Annotated in this window: 22 protein-coding genes and 1 other annotated feature; of the genes, 11 read left to right on the forward strand and 11 right to left on the reverse strand. The window is 50.7% G+C overall.

Going from position 1 to position 19,373, the window contains the following annotated elements; all coding sequences use genetic code 11:
* Positions 1-467: 467 nt before the first annotated feature.
* Positions 468-950: an SsrA-binding protein SmpB gene (gene smpB, locus ACLJPE_RS12395; protein ID WP_001518569.1), complete on the reverse strand. Its 483-nt coding sequence runs from the start codon at positions 948-950 to the stop codon at positions 468-470.
* 188 nt (positions 951-1,138) lie between these two features.
* Here smpB and ACLJPE_RS12400 point away from each other — a divergent pair, with 188 nt between their 5' ends.
* Both ACLJPE_RS12400 and ACLJPE_RS12405 read left to right on the forward strand, forming a co-directional pair.
* The gene (locus ACLJPE_RS12400; RefSeq protein WP_204163673.1) at positions 1,139-1,576 is read left to right on the forward strand and encodes a type II toxin-antitoxin system RatA family toxin; all 438 of its coding nucleotides are present in this window, start codon (positions 1,139-1,141) and stop codon (positions 1,574-1,576) included.
* Positions 1,566-1,856, forward strand: coding sequence for an RnfH family protein (locus ACLJPE_RS12405; RefSeq protein ID WP_001112990.1), 291 nt, complete (start codon positions 1,566-1,568; stop codon positions 1,854-1,856). The genes ACLJPE_RS12400 and ACLJPE_RS12405 overlap by 11 nt, the downstream gene beginning before the upstream one ends.
* A gap of 165 nt (positions 1,857-2,021) precedes the next feature.
* Here the strand turns inward: ACLJPE_RS12405 and bamE are convergent, their stop codons facing one another.
* The 3 genes from bamE to nadK form a co-directional block, all read right to left on the reverse strand.
* Complete coding sequence (bamE, locus tag ACLJPE_RS12410; RefSeq protein WP_001203445.1) at positions 2,022-2,360, reverse strand: outer membrane protein assembly factor BamE; 339 nt, start codon at positions 2,358-2,360, stop codon at positions 2,022-2,024.
* A 148-nt stretch (positions 2,361-2,508) separates the two neighbouring features.
* Complete coding sequence (gene recN, locus ACLJPE_RS12415) at positions 2,509-4,170, reverse strand: DNA repair protein RecN (RefSeq protein ID WP_000880965.1); 1,662 nt, start codon at positions 4,168-4,170, stop codon at positions 2,509-2,511.
* Between the two features lie 85 nt (positions 4,171-4,255).
* Entirely contained in the window at positions 4,256-5,134 is an 879-nt protein-coding gene (gene nadK / locus ACLJPE_RS12420) for an NAD(+) kinase (protein ID WP_001059160.1), read from the reverse strand.
* Between the two features lie 122 nt (positions 5,135-5,256).
* On the opposite strand from nadK, the gene grpE reads away from it, so the two are divergent.
* Positions 5,257-5,847 carry a nucleotide exchange factor GrpE gene (gene grpE / locus ACLJPE_RS12425; protein ID WP_001518875.1) on the forward strand — a complete coding sequence of 197 codons (591 nt, stop codon included), beginning with the start codon at positions 5,257-5,259 and terminating at the stop codon, positions 5,845-5,847.
* Between the two features lie 34 nt (positions 5,848-5,881).
* Here the strand turns inward: grpE and ACLJPE_RS12430 are convergent, their stop codons facing one another.
* The 3 genes from ACLJPE_RS12430 to ACLJPE_RS12440 all read right to left on the reverse strand — a co-directional run bounded on the left by ACLJPE_RS12430 (position 5,882) and on the right by ACLJPE_RS12440 (position 8,705).
* Complete coding sequence (locus tag ACLJPE_RS12430; protein ID WP_023136472.1) at positions 5,882-6,487, reverse strand: hypothetical protein; 606 nt, start codon at positions 6,485-6,487, stop codon at positions 5,882-5,884.
* Positions 6,488-6,607: 120 nt separating this feature from the next.
* Positions 6,608-7,894 carry an HlyC/CorC family transporter gene (locus tag ACLJPE_RS12435; protein ID WP_127172650.1) on the reverse strand — a complete coding sequence of 429 codons (1,287 nt, stop codon included), beginning with the start codon at positions 7,892-7,894 and terminating at the stop codon, positions 6,608-6,610.
* Between the two features lie 19 nt (positions 7,895-7,913).
* The gene (locus tag ACLJPE_RS12440; RefSeq protein WP_001537507.1) at positions 7,914-8,705 is read right to left on the reverse strand and encodes an inner membrane protein YpjD; all 792 of its coding nucleotides are present in this window, start codon (positions 8,703-8,705) and stop codon (positions 7,914-7,916) included.
* A gap of 165 nt (positions 8,706-8,870) precedes the next feature.
* Here ACLJPE_RS12440 and ffh point away from each other — a divergent pair, with 165 nt between their 5' ends.
* From ffh to rplS, 5 genes are all read left to right on the forward strand, one after another.
* Positions 8,871-10,232 (forward strand): signal recognition particle protein, encoded by a 1,362-nt coding sequence (gene ffh / locus ACLJPE_RS12445; protein ID WP_000460052.1) that lies wholly within the window; start codon positions 8,871-8,873, stop codon positions 10,230-10,232.
* Between the two features lie 252 nt (positions 10,233-10,484).
* The gene (gene rpsP / locus ACLJPE_RS12450; RefSeq protein WP_000256453.1) at positions 10,485-10,733 is read left to right on the forward strand and encodes a 30S ribosomal protein S16; all 249 of its coding nucleotides are present in this window, start codon (positions 10,485-10,487) and stop codon (positions 10,731-10,733) included.
* A gap of 18 nt (positions 10,734-10,751) precedes the next feature.
* Complete coding sequence (rimM, locus tag ACLJPE_RS12455; RefSeq protein ID WP_000043266.1) at positions 10,752-11,300, forward strand: ribosome maturation factor RimM; 549 nt, start codon at positions 10,752-10,754, stop codon at positions 11,298-11,300.
* Positions 11,301-11,344: 44 nt separating this feature from the next.
* On the forward strand, positions 11,345-12,112 hold the full coding sequence (gene trmD / locus ACLJPE_RS12460; RefSeq protein ID WP_000469807.1) for a tRNA (guanosine(37)-N1)-methyltransferase TrmD: 768 nt from the start codon (positions 11,345-11,347) through the stop codon (positions 12,110-12,112).
* Positions 12,113-12,152: 40 nt separating this feature from the next.
* Complete coding sequence (rplS, locus tag ACLJPE_RS12465) at positions 12,153-12,500, forward strand: 50S ribosomal protein L19 (RefSeq protein WP_000065257.1); 348 nt, start codon at positions 12,153-12,155, stop codon at positions 12,498-12,500.
* A gap of 156 nt (positions 12,501-12,656) precedes the next feature.
* Here rplS and dgcN read toward each other — a convergent pair whose 3' ends face one another.
* Entirely contained in the window at positions 12,657-13,877 is a 1,221-nt protein-coding gene (gene dgcN / locus ACLJPE_RS12470; RefSeq protein WP_001030990.1) for a diguanylate cyclase DgcN, read from the reverse strand.
* Entirely contained in the window at positions 13,870-14,388 is a 519-nt protein-coding gene (locus ACLJPE_RS12475; protein ID WP_001212375.1) for a YfiR family protein, read from the reverse strand. The genes dgcN and ACLJPE_RS12475 overlap by 8 nt, the downstream gene beginning before the upstream one ends.
* A gap of 439 nt (positions 14,389-14,827) precedes the next feature.
* Here ACLJPE_RS12475 and aroF point away from each other — a divergent pair, with 439 nt between their 5' ends.
* Genes aroF through ACLJPE_RS12490 form a run of 3 tightly spaced genes read left to right on the forward strand, consistent with a single transcriptional unit; the run spans position 14,828 to position 17,995 of the window.
* Positions 14,828-15,898 carry a 3-deoxy-7-phosphoheptulonate synthase AroF gene (aroF, locus tag ACLJPE_RS12480; RefSeq protein ID WP_001168062.1) on the forward strand — a complete coding sequence of 357 codons (1,071 nt, stop codon included), beginning with the start codon at positions 14,828-14,830 and terminating at the stop codon, positions 15,896-15,898.
* A gap of 9 nt (positions 15,899-15,907) precedes the next feature.
* Positions 15,908-17,029, forward strand: coding sequence for a bifunctional chorismate mutase/prephenate dehydrogenase (gene tyrA, locus ACLJPE_RS12485; protein ID WP_000225191.1), 1,122 nt, complete (start codon positions 15,908-15,910; stop codon positions 17,027-17,029).
* A gap of 57 nt (positions 17,030-17,086) precedes the next feature.
* Positions 17,087-17,995 carry an SMP-30/gluconolactonase/LRE family protein gene (locus ACLJPE_RS12490; RefSeq protein ID WP_023207663.1) on the forward strand — a complete coding sequence of 303 codons (909 nt, stop codon included), beginning with the start codon at positions 17,087-17,089 and terminating at the stop codon, positions 17,993-17,995.
* On the opposite strand, the gene pheA is transcribed toward ACLJPE_RS12490, so the two are convergent.
* Entirely contained in the window at positions 17,956-19,116 is a 1,161-nt protein-coding gene (gene pheA, locus ACLJPE_RS12495) for a bifunctional chorismate mutase/prephenate dehydratase (protein WP_000200082.1), read from the reverse strand. The two genes, ACLJPE_RS12490 and pheA, sit on opposite strands and share 40 nt — an antisense overlap.
* A gap of 22 nt (positions 19,117-19,138) precedes the next feature.
* Positions 19,139-19,264 (reverse strand) — a sequence feature (Phe leader region).
* A complete protein-coding gene (pheL, locus tag ACLJPE_RS12500) occupies positions 19,216-19,263 on the reverse strand; it encodes a pheA operon leader peptide PheL (protein ID WP_010989056.1) in 48 nt (15 codons plus the stop codon). (Overlaps the previous feature by 48 nt.)
* Positions 19,265-19,373 lie beyond the last annotated feature (109 nt).

Below are 19,373 nucleotides of genomic sequence, written 5' to 3' on the forward strand. Positions count from 1 at the left end.
TTCTCGCCGAATAACCCTTTATTTTTTGTGCCTGACTAGTGCTTTCGTATTAGATGATATAGTCAGAAAAAAATCTTTCTGCAAATTAAGATCTATTGATAAAGGTGTTAGTGCGTCTGAAATATAACGGAGTTTGTGTTAAGGAGAGGTGGGGTGGGCTAACAACGCATGATGATTTTTTATTTATCTTTATGTTTTATAATGAATTTTAATTTCTTCTTCTTTTTCTTTTTTAACATGAAAACAATACTTTTTGTGAAGGTATTCAGCAATATTAAATTTTATAAAAATCATTTGAAGTATTGTGTTATTAGGCTATAAAAATTTTTTAAACAAAGAATATATTCTTGTTGTCGTGTTTATTGCTATTGATCAGCGTCAGACACAGAGAATATATTTTCGAGGCATGAATGAGATATGAATATTGACCAGCTTCATACTGAGAAGCTGGTCACAAAAAATGTCTATTATCGGCCTGCATTTTTCATAATGCGTGCTTTATCCAGTTGCCACTCACGTTCTTTAAGATCGGAACGTTTATCATGTTGTTTTTTACCTTTCGCCACGCCGATCTTCACTTTGCACCAGGCATTTTTCCAGTACAGAGAAAGCGCGACGACAGTATAACCTTCACGATTAATACGGCCATACAGCGAATCAAGCTCACGCTGATTTAACAACAGTTTGCGGGTTCGGGTTGGGTCGCATACGACATGTGTCGAGGCGACCGCCATCGGCGTAAAGTTTGCGCCAAACAGCCAGGCCTCGCCATCTTTGAGGATAACGTAACTGTCGCCGATATTGGCTTTTCCTGCGCGCAGAGATTTTACTTCCCAGCCTTGCAGGGCGAGACCAGCCTCGAACTCTTCTTCGATAAAGTATTCGTGCCGGGCGCGCTTATTCAGCGCGATGGTGGCTGAGCCCGGTTTATGTGCTTTTTTCTTCGTCATAAGTGTCGTGAATTCATAGGTAATCTGATATCGAAAACACCCCATTACGTCCTGATGAGGTGCAAAAATCTATCTTAGCATGAGTTGGGCTATGCACGCACAATTAAGGCATGACGGTTGGGGACAGCATTTTTTTTACTCGCTGATAAGTGGTATTATTTACACGATTTATGTTGATGGGAATTGCTATGCCTCAGATTAGTCGGACTGCTTTAGTCCCCTACAGTGCGGAACAGATGTATCAGTTAGTGAATGACGTGCAATCGTATCCCCAGTTTTTGCCTGGGTGTGTTGGTAGTCGCGTCCTGGAGTCATCGCCAGCACAGATGACGGCGGCTGTTGACGTGTCGAAGGCGGGTATCAGCAAGACGTTTACGACGCGTAATCAGCTAACGCGTAACCAGAGCATTCTGATGCATCTGGTGGATGGCCCCTTTAAAAAGCTGATCGGCGGCTGGAAATTTACCCCGCTCAGCCCCGAGGCGTGCCGTATTGAGTTTCAGCTTGATTTTGAGTTTACCAATAAACTCATTGAGCTGGCGTTTGGTCGTGTATTCAAAGAGTTAGCGTCCAACATGGTGCAGGCGTTTACGGCTCGCGCCAAAGAGGTTTACCGTGCCGGATAAACTTGTGGTTGAAGTGGCTTATGCGCTGCCGGAAAAGCAGTATTTGCAGCGCGTAACGCTGGAGGAGGGCGCGACGGTCGAAGAGGCGATTCGCGCTTCCGGCTTGCTGGAATTGCGCACGGATATCGATCTGGCGAAAAATAAAGTAGGTATCTATAGTCGTCCGGTAAAACTCACCGATACGGTGCAGGATGGCGATCGGGTTGAAATTTACCGTCCCTTAATCGCCGATCCAAAAGCGTTACGCCGCCAGCGCGCCGAAAAATCGGCTGGCAGATAATTAGCCTCTTTTGCCGGATAACGGTGTGGAAGCCGTACCACACCTGAAGCACAGGCGTGCCTGTAAGCCAGATAAACGTAGCGCCATCAGGCAAATTCGTACCAAATGGCGGGGGAGAGGTTTGCAGGCCTGATGAACGTAACCTCATCAGGCGGTATCACAAAATTACTTCGTCAACGCCGGTTTGTTATCAATATTGGTTAACACGCCGCTGCTGTTAAAGGTGAGCGTCAGAGTCTGCTGCGTCACGTTCTCATGTCCTGGCTGCTGGCGGAAGACGTAAAACCAGGTGTTCGTACCAAAAGGATCGGTCATCATCGGCGTGCCTAAAGCATACGCAACCTGTTGTTGCGTCATACCAACACGCACTTTGGCGACATCCGTAGGTGTAAGATAGTTCCCCTGATTGATGTCAGGTCGGTAAACCACTCGCTCCAGAGTGGAACAGCCTGCGGTCAACATCAGGAGTACTGCTGCGGCAGCAGTCAGCGTTTTACAGCGCATAGTGATTGGGTTCCTTTTCGGGCCTGAGCAGTACGTGGCTCATATTAATATGCCGATGATAATAGACCTTTCATCACTTTAAAACCTTTTGCTGTCGGGTCTTACGGCGTTTTTGTTGTGAACTCAGACCTTCGGGAGGTAAAAAAGTTTACGCCGCCAGCAGTTCTTTTGCGTTTGCCAGCGTATTACGCGTAACTTCACTTCCTCCCAACAGGCGGGCCAGTTCCTGTAAACGCGCACGTTTATCCAAAGGTTGCATATGTGTTTCGGTCATTGCCCCGTCTGTTTCTTTACTGACAAAGAAGTGCTGGTGACCGCACCCGGCTACCTGTGGCAGGTGAGTGACGCACATCACCTGAGTGGATTCGCCAAGCTGACGCAGGAGTTTACCGACCACGGCGGCGGTTGGGCCGCTGATGCCAACATCGACCTCGTCAAAAATCAGCGCCGGCGTTTCCATTTTGCGCGCGGTAATCACCTGAATAGCCAACGCAATGCGCGACAGTTCACCGCCAGACGCGACTTTAGCGATAGGTTGCAGCGGCTGACCTGGGTTTGTCGTCACTTTAAACTCCACGCGATCGGCGCCGTCGTTGCTCAGATGATGCTCATCAAATTTCACGTCGATAGTAAACAGACCGTGCGGCATTGAAAGTAAATGCATACTTTCAGTGATCAACTGCCCCAGCTCCTGGGCGTAAAACTGACGCTGTTGATGCAGCGCTTGCGCCGTTTCCAGCGCTTGTTGGTGATGCTTATTAACCGCCAGCGTCAGCGTTTCCAGCGAATCGGCCTGATCGTCGAGCTGCTGCTGTTCTTCGAGCAGTGACTGATAAAGCTGCGGCAACGCTTCCGGGCTGACGTGATGTTTTCGCGCCAGCGAAATTTGTTTAGCGATGCGCTGTTCAAGCTCAAACAGGCGATTGGGGTCTAAATCCAGCCGCTCGCAATAGTGGCGTAATTCATCGCTGGCTTCGGTGAGTTGAATAGTGGCTTCTTCCAGCATATCCAGGATGCCGGAAAGCTTGCTGTCCATACCCACCAGCTCGCTAACCAGTTGTTTTGCGCTATATAACTGGCTTTGCAGGTTAACGTCTTCGCCGTCCGCGAGTAGCGCCAGAGCGTTCTGGCTGGTCGTAAGCAACTGCCCGCTGTTGGCCAGCCGTTTGTACTCTTCGTCAATTTGCTCGAATTCGCCGGCCTGCGGATTAAAGTCGTTCAACTCTTTTAACTGATATTGCAGCAGTTCCGCGCGCGCGGCGCGTTCCTGGCTTTGTTGCTGGTGATGGGCGAGATCGCGGCAGCTTTGATGCCATAATTGGTAGCGGGCAGCCATCTGCTGCGCTAAAGCGGCTTCGTTGGCATAGCTATCCAGCAGCGATTTTTGCTGTTCGGGTTTGGTAAGCTGCTGGTGCGCATGTTGACCATGAATTTGAATCAGCAACTGACCGAGCTCGCGTAATTGAGACAGGGGCACAGCGGTGCCGTTAATAAAGCCCCGTGAGCGGCCATCGCTGCTGATAACGCGGCGAAGTAAGCATTCGCGACCTTCTTCAAGCTGGTTTTCTTCCAGCCAGCGCAATGCCGCAGGCGTGTCTTTCAGCGCAAAGCGGGCACACAAATCGGCGCGGGTCGCTCCGGTACGGACCATATCGGCCTCAGCGCGACCGCCCAGACACAGACCCAGGGCATCAATCGCAATAGATTTACCCGCGCCGGTTTCACCAGTAATGACGGTCATTCCGCTCTGAAAATCGATCTCAAGCTCACGAACGATAGCAAAATTGCTGATGGTCAGTTGCGCCAACATAGCTGTTTTCCTGTATGAAAAACCATGACTGTAATTAAATACAGTATAAACTGGTTTTTTATACAGTAAAGAGGCTAACGTAAAATTAGAATAATTTTTTTGACCAACCGAGTTTTGTGCTTAATGTATTGAAATAGCTATAGTCTTTGGGATGTATCAGGTTGAGGTGGTAGTCGCAGCGGCGAATCAGCACATCTTCTCCTTCCTGAATAGGCAGCGCTATCTGGCTGTCGCAGCTAATTTCCAGATCGCTACGGCGATGCGAAAAACGCAGACGAATCGTGCTACTGCTGTTAATGACTAACGGGCGCGCCGACAAGGTATGCGGGAACATCGGCACCAGGGTGATTGCATCCAGTGAAGGGGTCAGAATAGGGCCGCCTGCGGAGAGCGAATAGGCGGTGGAGCCTGTCGGCGTAGAAATGATCAGACCATCAGATCGCTGTGAAAAAGCGAAGGTTTCATCAATATAAACCTCGAATTCGATCATATGCGCCACTTTTCCCGGATGTAGCACCACTTCATTAATGGCTGTGCTGATACGCTTCTGGCGCTCCTGTTGGCAGACCTGCGCTTCCAGCAGAAAACGTTTTTCGGAGATATAGCGCCCTTCCAGCACATCAGATAATTGTTGCAGGGCGTTGTCCGGATCGAGATCGGTCAGGAAGCCAAGATTACCGCGGTTAATGCCAATCACATTGATGTCATAACGCGCCAGCGTACGCGCTGCGCCAAGCATATTGCCGTCGCCGCCCACGACTACCGCCAGATCCGCCTGTTGACCAATTTCCGCCAGCGTACCGGTTGGTACATTTTTTAGCTGTAATTCGTGGGCGATTTGTTGCTCCACAATGACCTCATAACCCTGATCGCATAGCCAACGGTAGAGCATTTCATGTGTCGTGAGTGCGGTGGGATGACGCGGATGCCCCACAATGCCGATACACTTGAAATGATTATTCATTTTTCTGAGGTCCTTGTAGCGAAGATTGATGACAATGTGAGTACTTCCCTTGAAACCCTGAATCTGATCCCCATAATAAGCGAAGTTAGCGAGATGAATGCGAAAAAAACGCGGAGAAATTCATGAGTAGTAAAGAACAGAAAACGCCTGAGGGGCAAGCCCCGGAAGAAATTATCATGGATCAGCACGAAGAGGTTGAGGCAGTTGAACCAAACGATTCTGCTGAGCAGGTGGATCCGCGCGATGAAAAAATTGCGAATCTGGAAGTTCAGCTTGCAGAAGCCCAGACTCGCGAACGCGACACCGTGTTGCGCATCAAAGCGGAAATGGAAAACCTGCGCCGTCGTACTGAACAGGACATCGAAAAAGCGCATAAATTCGCTCTCGAGAAGTTCGTCAACGAATTGCTGCCGGTAATCGATAGCCTGGATCGCGCGCTGGAAGTCGCAGACAAAGCCAATCCGGATATGGCGGCAATGGTCGAAGGGATTGAGCTGACGCTGAAGTCTATGCTGGATGTGGTGCGTAAGTTCGGCGTGGAAGTGATTGCTGAGACCAACGTGCCGCTGGACCCGAACGTGCATCAGGCGATTGCGATGGTGGAGTCGGAAGAGGTTCCGGCAGGCAATGTGCTGGGTATTATGCAGAAAGGCTATACGCTGAACGGTCGTACCATTCGCGCGGCGATGGTGACGGTAGCGAAGGCGAAGTAAAAGTCTGATGGCCGATGTAAAGTCGGCCATTTTTTTAGCTTAAAAAATCCTGCACTTCCAGCCACGGCGTGTTGAAATCCTCTATTTTTTTATATTCGCTCATTGGCAGAACGACCACATTATAGGTGTCAGCTCCTTCATTCAGATCAAAAATCTGGAAGCCCCTTTTATTGAGTTCGGTCTGAATGCGTTCAAAGATCTCGTCAAGGTAACGGTCTCCGGCTTCACAGACATCGGAGATTTCATCCTCTTGGGTTATTTCGACAAGAAGATTTCTTAATTCCTCAGAATCCGTCAGGTTTTTTGTGAGTTCATAAAAGCGATCTGCGGCAAAATTAGCCAGTTCGCCTTCTTCATCTTCACCTTTCCAGTCAACGAGGTGAATTAATCCTTCGCCGCGTAGAACTTGTAAAAATGCCTGTGCCAGATCGTTATTTCCGAGATCGCCACCGCTACAATCCAGAACGTCCTGCAACCCATATTCGTCTTCATCTTCGTCTTCAAAGATTTCAGGTTGCGTCGAAAGTTGAGAGAAAATAGTGGGCCATAAGGTTGGGTTGTGCGATAAAAAAACGCTGGCGACGACGTTGAGGTCGTCTGCAAAATTCTTATCCCATTCAATTACATAATCTTCTGACATAACATCAATATCCTTTCTGAATGCTTGAAAAGTCATTATTGCATTGTTAAGTAAATGGCAGGAATTGATGGAATCTTAAAAGACGGCGATAAAAAAGGCGAACCGGAGTTCGCCATTATGTTACTCCGCCACACTCTCGCGCAGCGGTTTCACCGGTACAACCTTTACCTGCTTAATCATATTTTCCTGTACATCGAGAATATCGATATCGTACTGCTCAATGCGCACGCGCGTGCCAGCAACCGGAATTTCCTCCAGCGCCTCCAGAATCACCCCGTTGACGGTGCGCGCGTCGTCTTCCGGCAGGTGCCAGTTAAACGCTTTATTGATTTCCCGGACGTTGGCGGTACCGTCAATAATGACCGAACCGTCGTTTTGCGGCGTGACCTCTTCCGCCAGTGTCGGCGACATCGATGTGGTGAAGTCGCCAACGATCTCCTCGAGAATATCTTCCACGGTGACCAGCCCCTGGATATCGCCATATTCGTTGACGACCAGTCCGACTTTCTTTTTATTGCGCTGAAATTTGATCAGTTGCGTACTGAGCGGCGTACCTTCCGGGACGTAATAGATTTCATCGGCGGCGCGCAGCATCATCTCTTTGGTGAACTCTTTTTTCTCGGCCATTAACCGCCAGGCTTCGCGCACGCGCAGCATACTGATGGCGTCATCCAGCGAATCGCGATAGAGCACGATGCGTCCGTGCGGGGAGTGGGTAAGCTGCCGCTCGATAGATTTCCAGTCGTCATTGATATCGATCCCGATAATTTCATTACGCGGTACCATGATGTCATCCACGCTGACCTTTTCCAGGTCGAGGACCGATAGCAGCATATCCTGATTGCGGCGAGAGATTTGCGAACGGGACTCATGCACGATAGTGCGTAATTCCTCTTTGCTTAACGACCCGCTAACCACGATGTCCGTTTTAATTCCCATCAGACGCATCAGCAGGCGGGTGATGGTGTTAAGTAACCACACCAGCGGCATCATCAGTATCTGTAACGGCGCCAGCAGGAAGCTGCTGGGATAGGCCACTTTTTCCGGATAGAGCGCGGCGATAGTTTTGGGCAGGACTTCGGCAAAAACTAACACGACAAACGTCAGTACCCCGGTGGCGATAGCCACGCCGGCGTCGCCGTAAAGCCGCATACCCACAATCGTGCCGAGCGCCGAGGCAAGAATGTTGACCAGGTTATTGCCGATCAGCACCAGGCTTATCAGTCGGTCGGGTTTACGCAGTAATTTTTCTACCCGTTTTGCCGAGCGATTACCTTGCTTCGCCATATGGCGTAAACGGTAACGGTTTAGCGTCATCATTCCAGTTTCGGAACCGGAAAAATAGGCCGAGATGACCACCATGATGATTAATATGATAATCAGCGTGGTGGTGGAGATGTGTTCCAGGGGAAACTCCTTTAAAAGCTTAGCTTACAAATTGCTGTAATATGCGGCTACCAAAATAGGCCAGCGTCAGAATACCCGCGCCTGCGACGTTAAACCACACGACCCGCCGACCCCGCCAGCCTTCATGGTAATGCCCCCACAGCAGAACGATATAGACAAACCATGCCACGATAGAGAGCACGGCTTTATCAATATTTTCAGTACTGAACAGGTTATGCATGTAAAACAGGCCGGTACACAGAGTAAGGGTCAGCAGTACGACGCCAATCTGCGTGATATGAAACATTTTGCGCTCAATGCTCATCAATGGCGGCATTTCATTACTAAACGCCAGCTTTTTGTTCTTCAACTGATAGTCGATCCACGCCAGTTGTAGCGCATACAGCGCGGCGATTATCAGCGTCGCGTAAGAGAAAAGCGACAGACCGATGTGCACCATCATGCCTGGGGTCGCTTCCAGATGCGTAATATATTCATTAGGCATGAACGTGGCGAAGGCCAGGTTAATCAGCGCAAAAGCATAGACAATGGGCAGAAGTAGCCAGCCGCGATTACGCGACGCGACAATGGTCATTACCGTGCAGATCATCAGGCTGACCAGCGAACCGACATTCAGCAGGCTCAGGTTTTGTCCACTGTCGCCGCCGGGCAGAATACGCGATTCCAGCGCGACAGCATGGCACACCAGCGCGATGACCGCAGAAAGAATAGCCATACGCCGCCAGCCGCTGTTTTTTTGCAACAGTCCGGGAACGATCAGCGCGAGGCTGAAGGAGTAGGCGACAAGGGCAAGTAAAGCAAAAACGGGCATAGTTGTGTCGACAGTTGACCAGTGAGAAAGAGAAGCAGTATAGCGTTACGTGACCGCAGCTCCAACCGTTGCATAACAACAAAGACGGCTTCATGGTATACTGTGGCGAAATTCTGTAACTGTGTCGCTGCGGCGACCAACCGTTTCCACCCCAGGCGAGAGACAATGTTTGATAATTTAACCGATCGTTTGTCGCGCACGCTGCGCAATATCAGTGGCCGTGGGCGCCTTACTGAAGACAACGTTAAAGAGACGCTGCGCGAAGTGCGCATGGCGCTGCTGGAGGCTGACGTTGCGCTGCCGGTAGTGCGTGAGTTCATCAATCGCGTAAAAGAGAAAGCGGTTGGTCATGAAGTTAACAAGAGCCTGACCCCAGGGCAGGAGTTCGTCAAGATTGTCCGTAGCGAACTGGTTGCGGCGATGGGCGAAGAGAACCAGACGCTGAATTTAGCTGCGCAGCCGCCAGCCGTAGTATTGATGGCGGGTCTGCAGGGGGCGGGTAAAACCACCAGCGTCGGTAAGCTGGGTAAATTCTTGCGCGAGAAGCACAAGAAGAAAGTGCTGGTCGTCTCTGCCGACGTCTATCGCCCGGCGGCGATCAAACAGCTCGAAACGCTGGCTGAACAGGTTGGCGTGGATTTCTTCCCGTCTGATGTCGGCCAGAAACCGGTTGATATCGTCAACGCCGCGCTGAAAGAAGCGAAGCTAAAATTCTACGACGTGCTGCTGGTGGATACCGCCGGTCGTCTGCACGTTGACGAAGCGATGATGGACGAAATCAAACAGGTCCACGCTTCTATCAAGCCAGTAGAAACGCTGTTTGTCGTCGATGCGATGACCGGTCAGGATGCCGCGAATACCGCAAAAGCCTTTAACGAAGCGCTGCCGTTAACCGGCGTGGTGCTGACCAAGGTCGATGGTGATGCGCGTGGCGGTGCGGCGCTCTCTATTCGTCATATCACCGGCAAGCCGATTAAATTCCTCGGTGTCGGCGAGAAAACCGACGCGCTGGAGCCGTTCCACCCGGATCGTATCGCCTCACGTATTCTCGGCATGGGCGACGTACTGTCTCTTATCGAAGATATCGAAAGCAAAGTTGACCGCGCACAGGCTGAAAAGCTGGCGACCAAACTGAAGAAAGGCGACGGTTTCGACCTGAACGACTTCCTGGAACAGCTCAAACAGATGAAAAACATGGGCGGTATGGCCAGTCTGATGGGCAAATTACCGGGCATGGGGCAGATTCCGGACAACGTTAAATCGCAGATGGATGACAAGGTGCTGGTGCGTATGGAGGCGATCATCAATTCGATGACGCTGAAAGAGCGCGCGAAGCCGGAAATCATCAAAGGTTCCCGCAAGCGTCGTATCGCGCAGGGCTGTGGGATGCAGGTGCAGGACGTTAACCGCCTTCTGAAACAGTTCGACGACATGCAGCGCATGATGAAGAAGATGAAGAAGGGCGGGATGGCGAAGATGATGCGCAGTATGAAGGGGATGATGCCGCCAGGCTTCCCGGGTAGATAAATATATCGGGCTACCTTATTTGCCATTTTGACGCCGGAGTGTGCTCGAAATGCTCACGTACTGCGTGTACGCTCCGCTTTCTGCGCGCACGCCGACGCCAAACTGGCTGCAACGGTCACGCCCTGGAATCAAGCTTCATCACATGTTGATTGCTTTTTTCCCAGAAATCAGTAAAATTTTCGGGCTTTTAATATGACGCCGGGCTCCGTTCCTCGATGGGGCCCGGTTGTTTTATTCACACAAGAGGATGTTATGGTAACTATTCGTTTAGCTCGTCACGGCGCTAAAAAGCGTCCGTTCTACCAGGTTGTTGTCACCGACAGCCGTAATGCACGTAACGGTCGCTTCATTGAGCGCGTTGGTTTCTTCAACCCAATCGCTAGCGAAAAAGAAGAAGGCACCCGCCTGGATCTGGATCGCATCGCTCACTGGGTTGGCCAGGGCGCAACCATTTCCGATCGCGTTGCGGCGCTGATCAAAGAAGTAAAAAAAGCAGCTTAATCTGTCACGGTGGTCATGATGAGCAAGCAACTCGCCGCACAAGTACCCGCTGAACCGGTTGTACTGGGGAAAATGGGTTCTTCATACGGTATCCGTGGTTGGCTCAGAGTGTTTTCCTCCACTGAAGACGCCGAAAGCATTTTTGACTATCAGCCCTGGTTTATCCAGAAGGCGGGTCAGTGGCAGCAGGTACAGCTGGAAAGCTGGAAGCACCACAATCAGGATCTGATCATCAAGCTGAAAGGCGTTGACGATCGAGATGCCGCGAATCTTCTGACGAATTGCGAAATTGTCGTGGATTCCTCGCAACTTCCTGCGCTTGAGGAGGGAGACTACTACTGGAAAGACCTGATGGGCTGCCAGGTAGTCACCGCTGAAGGCTACGATCTCGGTAAAGTTATCGACATGATGGAAACCGGGTCGAATGACGTTCTCGTCATTAAGGCGAACCTGAAAGATGCATTTGGTATCAAGGAACGACTAGTACCGTTCCTCGATGGGCAGGTTATCAAGAAAGTCGATCTCGCTACTCGTACTATCGAAGTAGACTGGGATCCTGGTTTTTAAACCACCGAATAAACGGTAATAAATGGCGTTATGGGGATTGGCTTGTGTTTATTGGCATAGTTAGCCTGTTTCCTGAAATGTTCCGCGCAATTACCGATTACGGGGTAACTGGCCGGGCAGTAAAAAAAGGCCTGCTGAACATCCAAAGCTGGAGTCCTCGCGACTTCACGCATGACCGGCACCGTACCGTGGACGATCGTCCTTACGGCGGCGGACCGGGGATGTTAATGATGGTGCAACCCTTGCGGGACGCCATTCACGCAGCAAAAGCCGCGGCAGGTGAAGGCGCTAAAGTGATTTATCTGTCGCCTCAGGGACGCAAGCTTGATCAAGCGGGCGTTAGCGAGCTGGCCACGAATCAGAAACTCATTCTGGTGTGTGGTCGCTACGAAGGCGTAGATGAGCGCGTAATTCAGACCGAAATTGATGAAGAATGGTCAATTGGCGATTACGTTCTCAGCGGTGGCGAACTACCGGCAATGACGCTGATTGACTCCGTCGCCCGGTTTATACCGGGAGTTCTGGGGCATGAAGCATCAGCAATCGAAGATTCGTTTGCTGATGGGTTGCTGGATTGTCCGCACTATACGCGCCCTGAAGTGTTAGAGGGGATGGAAGTACCGCCAGTATTGCTGTCGGGAAACCATGCCGAGATACGTCGCTGGCGTTTGAAACAGTCGCTGGGCCGAACCTGGCTTAGAAGACCTGAACTTCTGGAAAACCTGGCTCTGACTGAAGAGCAAGCAAGGTTGCTGGCGGAGTTCAAAACAGAACACGCACAACAGCAGCATAAACATGATGGGATGGCATAGGCCCCCGAATATCAGTTTACCCAGGATAAGAGATTAAATTATGAGCAACATTATTAAGCAACTTGAACAAGAGCAGATGAAGCAGAACGTACCTTCCTTCCGTCCGGGCGATACCGTGGAAGTGAAAGTATGGGTTGTTGAAGGTACCAAGAAACGTCTGCAGGCATTCGAGGGCGTGGTTATCGCTATTCGTAACCGCGGTCTGCACTCTGCATTCACTGTTCGTAAAATTTCCAACGGCGAAGGCGTTGAGCGTGTCTTCCAGACTCACTCTCCGGTAGTTGACAGCATTGCTGTTAAACGTCGTGGTGCTGTTCGTAAAGCTAAACTGTACTACCTGCGTGAGCGTACTGGTAAAGCGGCTCGTATCAAAGAGCGTCTTAACTAAGAACGCGCTTTCGCAACATCCGAAAGCTTGTAGAAAAGAAGGGGCTGGCATTACGCTGGCCCCTTTTTTTATGGGTTGCTCCACGCCATAGACGGTTGCATGATTAGGCCGGGTCTGTGGTCTCAACGCTGAGTCAGAAACGGCCAGGCCCGTTCCTTAGTTTAGCGAGCGTTCCGCACGCCGGTGTTTAGCCTGATACATATTTCGATCGGCCAGTTCTTGTAGTTTTTCGGCAGTGGCATGTTCCCATGTCAGCGCAAAGCCAATACTCAGGGTCATCGTTATCCGCTGGCCGTTATGCAGTTCAAAAGGTCGATTAAACGCCTGGGATAGCGCTGCGCAAATACGTTGTACTTCATACTCCGAATGTACACCGTAAAGCACCATCGCAAATTCATCGCCGCCGAGTCGGTAAGTCTGATAACGGCTACCACCGAATTCCGCTAATCTTTTGGCAACCTCTATAAGTACCCGGTCGCCTGCCGCATGTCCCCAGGTATCATTAATATATTTAAAGTTATCGCCATCCAGAAATAACAATGCCGAACTGCTACGAGCGGAATTGTCCTTCATCAGCGCGTTAATACAGCTGCGAAATGCTGCGCGATTGGCAAGCCCCGTCAGCGGATCGTGCAGCGCGGTACGTAGTAACTGGGCATTTTTAGCCTGAAGCCGTAGCTGCCATTCTTCCATCTCATCCAGAAGGCTATTGAAATCCTGCGCAAACAGGTGAAATTCCGCAATACGCTCATCAGGTACCCGGCGTGAAAAATTTCGGTTAGTGCGAACGTCGTGTACAACTTCAGTAATATTTTGCAGCGCATCCACAACGCCATTGTGTAAATAACGCGTGAGCAGCAGGGCAATGCCGGATGCCAGCAGAATACATCCTGTCAGCACTGCCAGCGATAGCCAGATAAAATGACCAATAAGGCTGTCGCGGGCGACAAGCCGTACTTCGCCGATGGCCCTGCCGTTGTGCCAGACGGGTTGTGATACCGGCAATGGAAAAAGCCAGTGGCTAATTAAGCCAATGAGCTTATCGTCTGCGGCTCGCGCATCATAGCGCCATGAGGCGATAATACGGCCATTTTTATCGCGGACCTCCGCCGCTGAAAATTGTCCCTGGCGTCCCAGTGTGGCGAGCGTTTCCGCTGCGGCCGTGTTATCGGAAAATACCAGTGCCGCTTCAAGGCTATGGGCCATTGTGGCGGCGGTCAAATCGAGATTCTTTTGCGCATACTGTTTGAGCGTAAGGACAGACGCAACGCAAATTAATAGCCAGATCAATGTCATCGTAAGCAGCACGCTGATTATACTAATCCGCCGTAGTGTGCGTTTAAATGTTGGTCTGGACAGAGAAAATTCCTTATTCATGCTTTTGATTCCGTGCAAGCATTAATACTTCTGGATTCACTCTCACGCCGCTATGCGCGAGGGAGTCCAGGTTGACGGAAAATTTGACTTCATCATTGTTAATGATCAGACAAAATGCGCTGCCAATAATACATTCGGTATTTTGCTCGGCAATTAATAACAAGGCATTAACTGGATAATGACGCGTTAACTCCACCTGATAAGCTGGCGATTCATTGCCAAAGTAAAAACCATCACAGTGGGCGCTCAGGGCTTCTTGTGTGGTACGGATGACAAGCGGTTGATAAGGGAAAGCCCAGTCAGCCTCTTCGCTAAGTACCCTGACAAAACGCGCAGATGAAAATATGCATAGCCTTGGCGGCCCGGATAACGCCGGCCAGTGTGTATAACTGACGATACCGGAGACGATGGCGCGTACGGATTTCTCTTCTTCCGTGACGCGTTGAGCATACAGAGGCAAGCTTGCTAATAATAGCGATAACAGAAGGATAAATCGGTGAGAAAAACGCATTAACAAGTCCCCACCATCTTCAGTCGTAAAGCATTAAAATACATCCGTGATTGTTTGTAGCAAAATAACATTATTTTGCCATATCGTCATTATGTCTTATTGATAATATGAATAATTTAATTGGCGTCCCTGATATTAAATTCTTGTGATAATGGTATTAATCACCCTATATCAGAAAGTAAAAATATGTGTGCGAAGAAAAAATAATCAAAAAATAGCGAGCATCGCTCATTTTACCGCTTTTCTGAGGCTGGGAATAAAATAATTCACTTGTTGTGTAAAGTTTTTGATACGAAATGGAGGGGTTTCATCTACTATTGCGTGTGGTGTAAAGTTTGTTTTACGTAATATGGATTGAAATCTTTACTTTTTGTGGTATGGTTTAAACATCCTCGTGGAGGATCAACTATCGCAAACAAGAAAAGACAGGATCGCCATCATGCAAAAAGACGCGCTGAATAACGTACGTATCACCGATGAACAGGTATTAATGACGCCGGAGCAGCTTAAAGCGGCCTTTCCGTTGAGCCTGGCGCAGGAAGCGCAGATAGCGCAGTCCCGGGGAATCATTTCTGACATTATTGCCGGGCGCGATCCGCGTCTGTTGGTGGTATGCGGTCCTTGTTCTATTCACGATCCTGAAACCGCTCTGGAATATGCCCGTCGATTTAAAGCCCTTGCCGCAGAGGTCAGCGATAGCCTCTATCTGGTAATGCGCGTCTATTTTGAAAAGCCGCGGACTACCGTCGGCTGGAAAGGGCTGATTAACGATCCTCACATGGATGGCTCATTTGATGTGGAAGCCGGGTTGAAAATAGCGCGTCAGCTACTGGTGGAACTGGTGAATATGGGGTTGCCATTGGCGACCGAAGCGTTGGATCCGAACAGCCCGCAATACCTGGGCGATCTGTTTAGCTGGTCGGCGATAGGCGCGCGCACAACCGAATCGCAAACCCACCGCGAAATGGCGTCTGGTCTTTCTATGCCGGTCGGCTTTAAAAACGGCACGGATGGCAGCCTGGCGACAGCGATTAACGCCATGCGCGCCGCTGCTCAACCCCATCGCTTTGTTGGCATTAACCAGGCCGGTCAGGTTGCGTTATTGCAAACCCAGGGAAATCCGCATGGTCATGTGATTCTGCGTGGCGGCAAAGCGCCAAACTATAGCCCGGCAGATGTCGCTCAGTGTGAAAAAGAGATGGAACAGGCGGGACTACGTCCTTCGCTGATGGTAGATTGCAGTCATGGTAACTCCAATAAAGATTATCGCCGCCAGCCAGCCGTTGCCGAATCTGTGGTTGCGCAGATTAAAGATGGCAATCGTTCAATCATTGGCTTAATGATTGAAAGTAATATTCATGAGGGTAATCAGTCTTCCGAACAGCCGCGCAGCGAAATGAAGTATGGAGTTTCCGTCACCGATGCTTGTATTAGCTGGGAGATGACCGATGCCCTGTTACGTGAAATTCATAAAGATTTGAGCGGCCAGCTGGCGGTGCGCGTCGCATAAGAGGTTGTTATGGTTGCTGAATTGACCGCGTTACGCGATCAAATAGATGATGTCGATAAAGCGTTGTTGAATTTACTGGCTAAGCGCCTGGAACTGGTTGCCAAAGTCGGCGAGGTGAAAAGCCGTTTTGGCCTGCCTATTTACGTGCCGGAGCGTGAGGCCTCTATGCTGGCTTCACGACGGGCGGAAGCAGAAGCGATCGGTGTCCCGCCCGATCTCATTGAAGATGTCCTGCGCCGGGTAATGCGTGAATCTTACTCCAGCGAAAATGATAAGGGGTTCAAAACGCTTTGTCCTTCTCTGCGTCCGGTCGTCATTGTGGGCGGCGGCGGACAGATGGGGCGTCTGTTTGAAAAAATGCTCACGCTGTCGGGCTATCAGGTCCGTATTCTGGAACAGCAGGACTGGCCGCGCGCCAGGGACATTGTTGCCGATGCCGGAATGGTGATCGTCAGCGTGCCGATTCATGTTACTGAACAGGTCATAGCGCAACTGCCGCCCTTGCCGTCCGACTGTATTCTGGTCGATCTGGCATCGGTGAAAAGCGGTCCGTTGCAGGCAATGTTGGCGGCCCATGATGGCCCCGTGTTGGGCTTGCATCCGATGTTTGGTCCGGACAGCGGGAGCCTGGCGAAGCAGGTGGTGGTCTGGTGTGATGGGCGTCAACCGGAAGCGTATCAGTGGTTCCTTGAGCAAATCCAGGTGTGGGGCGCGCGGTTGCACCGAATTAGCGCTGTCGAGCACGATCAGAACATGGCTTTTATCCAGGCGTTGCGCCACTTTGCTACCTTCGCTTATGGGCTGCATCTGGCGGAAGAGAACGTCCAGCTTGAGCAGCTTCTGGCGCTATCATCGCCGATTTATCGACTGGAGCTGGCGATGGTCGGGCGTCTGTTCGCCCAGGACCCGCAACTGTATGCGGACATAATTATGTCGTCAGAGCGCAATCTGGCGCTTATCAAGCGTTACTATAAACGTTTTGGCGATGCGATCGGGTTACTGGAACAGGGCGATAAGCAGGCTTTTATCGACAGTTTTCGCAAAGTTGAACACTGGTTTGGCGATTATGCCAGACGCTTCCAGAATGAAAGCCGTGTGTTATTGCGTCAGGCGAATGACAGCCGACCATAATGATGACATCTATACTAAAAGCCAGCTTTGCTGGCTTTTTTCGTTTAAGGAACCGTTATGACTACGCCGCACGTTTTATTTGATTACGCCGGACATTTACCAGAATGCCCCACATGGAGCGAGGATGAAAGCACGCTATATTGGACCGATATCCTGGAACAGGAGATCCATCGTTACCATCCGGCTAGCGGGACGCATAGCGTGCTGGCGTTTCCGGAAGAGGTGGGCTGTTTTGCCTTGCGTGAGCAGGGCGGATTTATTGTGGCCATGCGTCATGCTATCTGGCTGGCCGATAAAAATGGATTATTGCAGCGTAAGGTTTGCGACAATCCCTCTAATACGAAATTGGCGCGTTTCAACGATGGCGGCACTGATGGCGATGGACGTTTTTATGCCGGAACGTTCTGGGCGCCAGGTGACTATAATGGCGCGTTGCTGATGCGGATCGATCATGACCTGACGGCAAAAGTGATCCAGTGCGATATCCAAGGACACAACGGCCTGGCGTTCAGCCCGGATAACCAGTGGATGTATACCTCCGATACGCCGAATGGCGTGATATACCGCACGTTACTTGATAAACATGGCGAACCGGGCAAGCGTGAACTTTTTCGCCATTTTGGCGAAGGAGAAGGACTTCCCGACGGCGCGGCGATGGATAGCGAAGGGTGCTACTGGAGCGCGATGTTTGACGGCTGGCGCGTGGCGCGTTTCTCACCGCAAGGAGAGCAGCTGGAAGAGTACCGGTTGCCGGTACGTTGTCCGACGATGGTTTGTTTTGGCGGCGCAGACATGAAAACGCTGTTTATTACAACTACCAGAGAAAATATGTCTGCTCAGGAAGTGGCGGATTATCCGCTCTCCGGCGCCATCTTCACCCTGCAGGTAGCCGTCGCAGGGATGAAGAAAAGCCGTTTTATTGAACGTCAGGCAGGTTCTACCGGCACGACGTTTTCGCTGGGATAGCAGCCAAGCACTTTCATTGAGCGCGTGATCTCGCCCAGCTCTTTTAGCGCGCTTTGCATTACCTGCGACTCCAGGTTCGCCTGAACATCGAGATAAAACATCTCTTCCCACGGATTGCCGTGAATGGGGCGCGACTCCAGTTTCGTCATGATGAGATTGTGGTTACGCAGCACCAGCAGCGCTTCGACCAGCGCGCCTGCCTGTTGCCCGGTGGCGATTAACAGAGTGGTTTTTGCCGGAACCTGATCGGAAACGTTGATGGCTTTGCGCGCCAGTACCAGAAAGCGGGTGATATTCTGCGTCTGGTTTGCGGCGATGCGTTCCAGCACCTGTAAACCGTGCAACATGCCGCCTGCCTCGCTGCCGAGCGCCGCGACGCGCGGAGAGTTCGCCTGCGCGACTTTTTCCATCGCTGCCGACGTACTCTCGGTATAGTCGATTTTCCAGTGCGGATAGCGGCTCAAAAACTTACTGCACTGCTGGAACGGCTGCGGATGGCTGTACACCGTTTCGATGGTATTCAGATCCGTAGCGCCGGAAACCAGCACGCAGTGATCGATAGTGACGGTCATCTCACCGACAATCGACAGACTGGTGTGTTGCAATAAGTCGTACACATCGTTGATAGCGCCGGAGCTGGTGTTCTCTATCGGAACCACGGCGTAATCGGCCTGGCCGGTTTCGACCTGATGAAAAATATCGGTGAATTTTGCGCAACCGCTCTCAATAAATTGCTCAAAATGGCGTGCGGCATACTGGCGCGCCGCGAGATGAGAATAGGAGCCTTTCGGCCCAAGAAACGCAATACGTGCCGAATGAGGGTGAGTATTATTCAGATGTTGTTGCAGCAGCGCCTGCTGAGTAAGCACGGAGTCTTCAATGATAAGCTGGAACAGACGGGTAATGTAGTGTGCGTCGAGATGGTGGGCTTTACCGAGATGGATGAGCCTGTCCAGCAGCGCGCGTTCACGATCGATATCCCGAACCGGACGATGCGACAGTAGTTTTGCTTGTCCCACTTCAATCGCCAGCGCGCGTCGTTTTGCCAGTAAGGCCAGTAACTCTTCGTCTAAGGCGCTGATTTTATCTCGCAGCGCCAGTAATGGGTTTTCCGATGTCATAGTGTTGCCTTTTTTGTTATCAATAAAAAAGGCCTCCCGGTGGGGGAGGCCTTCTTGTTCGTCTTCGCATTCTTTATCACATGACGAAACGCCTCCCGGTCAGGGGAAGATAAAAAAGAATGCGAAGAAAAACCGGGTTAGCTTCATAACTGTTTCCTTTGTGTACGTAAGTACAGTACTCGTACTGTTTTAATCCTGTCAACAAAAAACGCGCCCGAAGGTGCGATTGAAATACTTATTAAATAAGACGCTCTTAT

Origin of the sequence: Salmonella sp. SAL04196 (assembly GCF_046550835.1) — a bacterium.
GTDB classification, from domain to species: Bacteria; Pseudomonadota; Gammaproteobacteria; order Enterobacterales; family Enterobacteriaceae; genus Salmonella; species Salmonella enterica.

Coding starts and splice junctions, on each gene's coding strand:
- smpB (WP_001518569.1), bottom strand. CDS start 950: ATGACGAAGAAAAAAGCACATAAACCGGGCTCAGCCACCATCGCGCTG.
- ACLJPE_RS12400 (WP_204163673.1), top strand. CDS start 1,139: ATGCCTCAGATTAGTCGGACTGCTTTAGTCCCCTACAGTGCGGAACAG.
- bamE (WP_001203445.1), bottom strand. CDS start 2,360: ATGCGCTGTAAAACGCTGACTGCTGCCGCAGCAGTACTCCTGATGTTG.
- recN (WP_000880965.1), bottom strand. CDS start 4,170: ATGTTGGCGCAACTGACCATCAGCAATTTTGCTATCGTTCGTGAGCTT.
- nadK (WP_001059160.1), bottom strand. CDS start 5,134: ATGAATAATCATTTCAAGTGTATCGGCATTGTGGGGCATCCGCGTCAT.
- grpE (WP_001518875.1), top strand. CDS start 5,257: ATGAGTAGTAAAGAACAGAAAACGCCTGAGGGGCAAGCCCCGGAAGAA.
- ACLJPE_RS12430 (WP_023136472.1), bottom strand. CDS start 6,487: ATGTCAGAAGATTATGTAATTGAATGGGATAAGAATTTTGCAGACGAC.
- ACLJPE_RS12440 (WP_001537507.1), bottom strand. CDS start 8,705: ATGCCCGTTTTTGCTTTACTTGCCCTTGTCGCCTACTCCTTCAGCCTC.
- ffh (WP_000460052.1), top strand. CDS start 8,871: ATGTTTGATAATTTAACCGATCGTTTGTCGCGCACGCTGCGCAATATC.
- rpsP (WP_000256453.1), top strand. CDS start 10,485: ATGGTAACTATTCGTTTAGCTCGTCACGGCGCTAAAAAGCGTCCGTTC.
- rimM (WP_000043266.1), top strand. CDS start 10,752: ATGAGCAAGCAACTCGCCGCACAAGTACCCGCTGAACCGGTTGTACTG.
- rplS (WP_000065257.1), top strand. CDS start 12,153: ATGAGCAACATTATTAAGCAACTTGAACAAGAGCAGATGAAGCAGAAC.
- dgcN (WP_001030990.1), bottom strand. CDS start 13,877: ATGAATAAGGAATTTTCTCTGTCCAGACCAACATTTAAACGCACACTA.
- ACLJPE_RS12475 (WP_001212375.1), bottom strand. CDS start 14,388: ATGCGTTTTTCTCACCGATTTATCCTTCTGTTATCGCTATTATTAGCA.
- aroF (WP_001168062.1), top strand. CDS start 14,828: ATGCAAAAAGACGCGCTGAATAACGTACGTATCACCGATGAACAGGTA.
- tyrA (WP_000225191.1), top strand. CDS start 15,908: ATGGTTGCTGAATTGACCGCGTTACGCGATCAAATAGATGATGTCGAT.
- ACLJPE_RS12490 (WP_023207663.1), top strand. CDS start 17,087: ATGACTACGCCGCACGTTTTATTTGATTACGCCGGACATTTACCAGAA.
- pheA (WP_000200082.1), bottom strand. CDS start 19,116: ATGACATCGGAAAACCCATTACTGGCGCTGCGAGATAAAATCAGCGCC.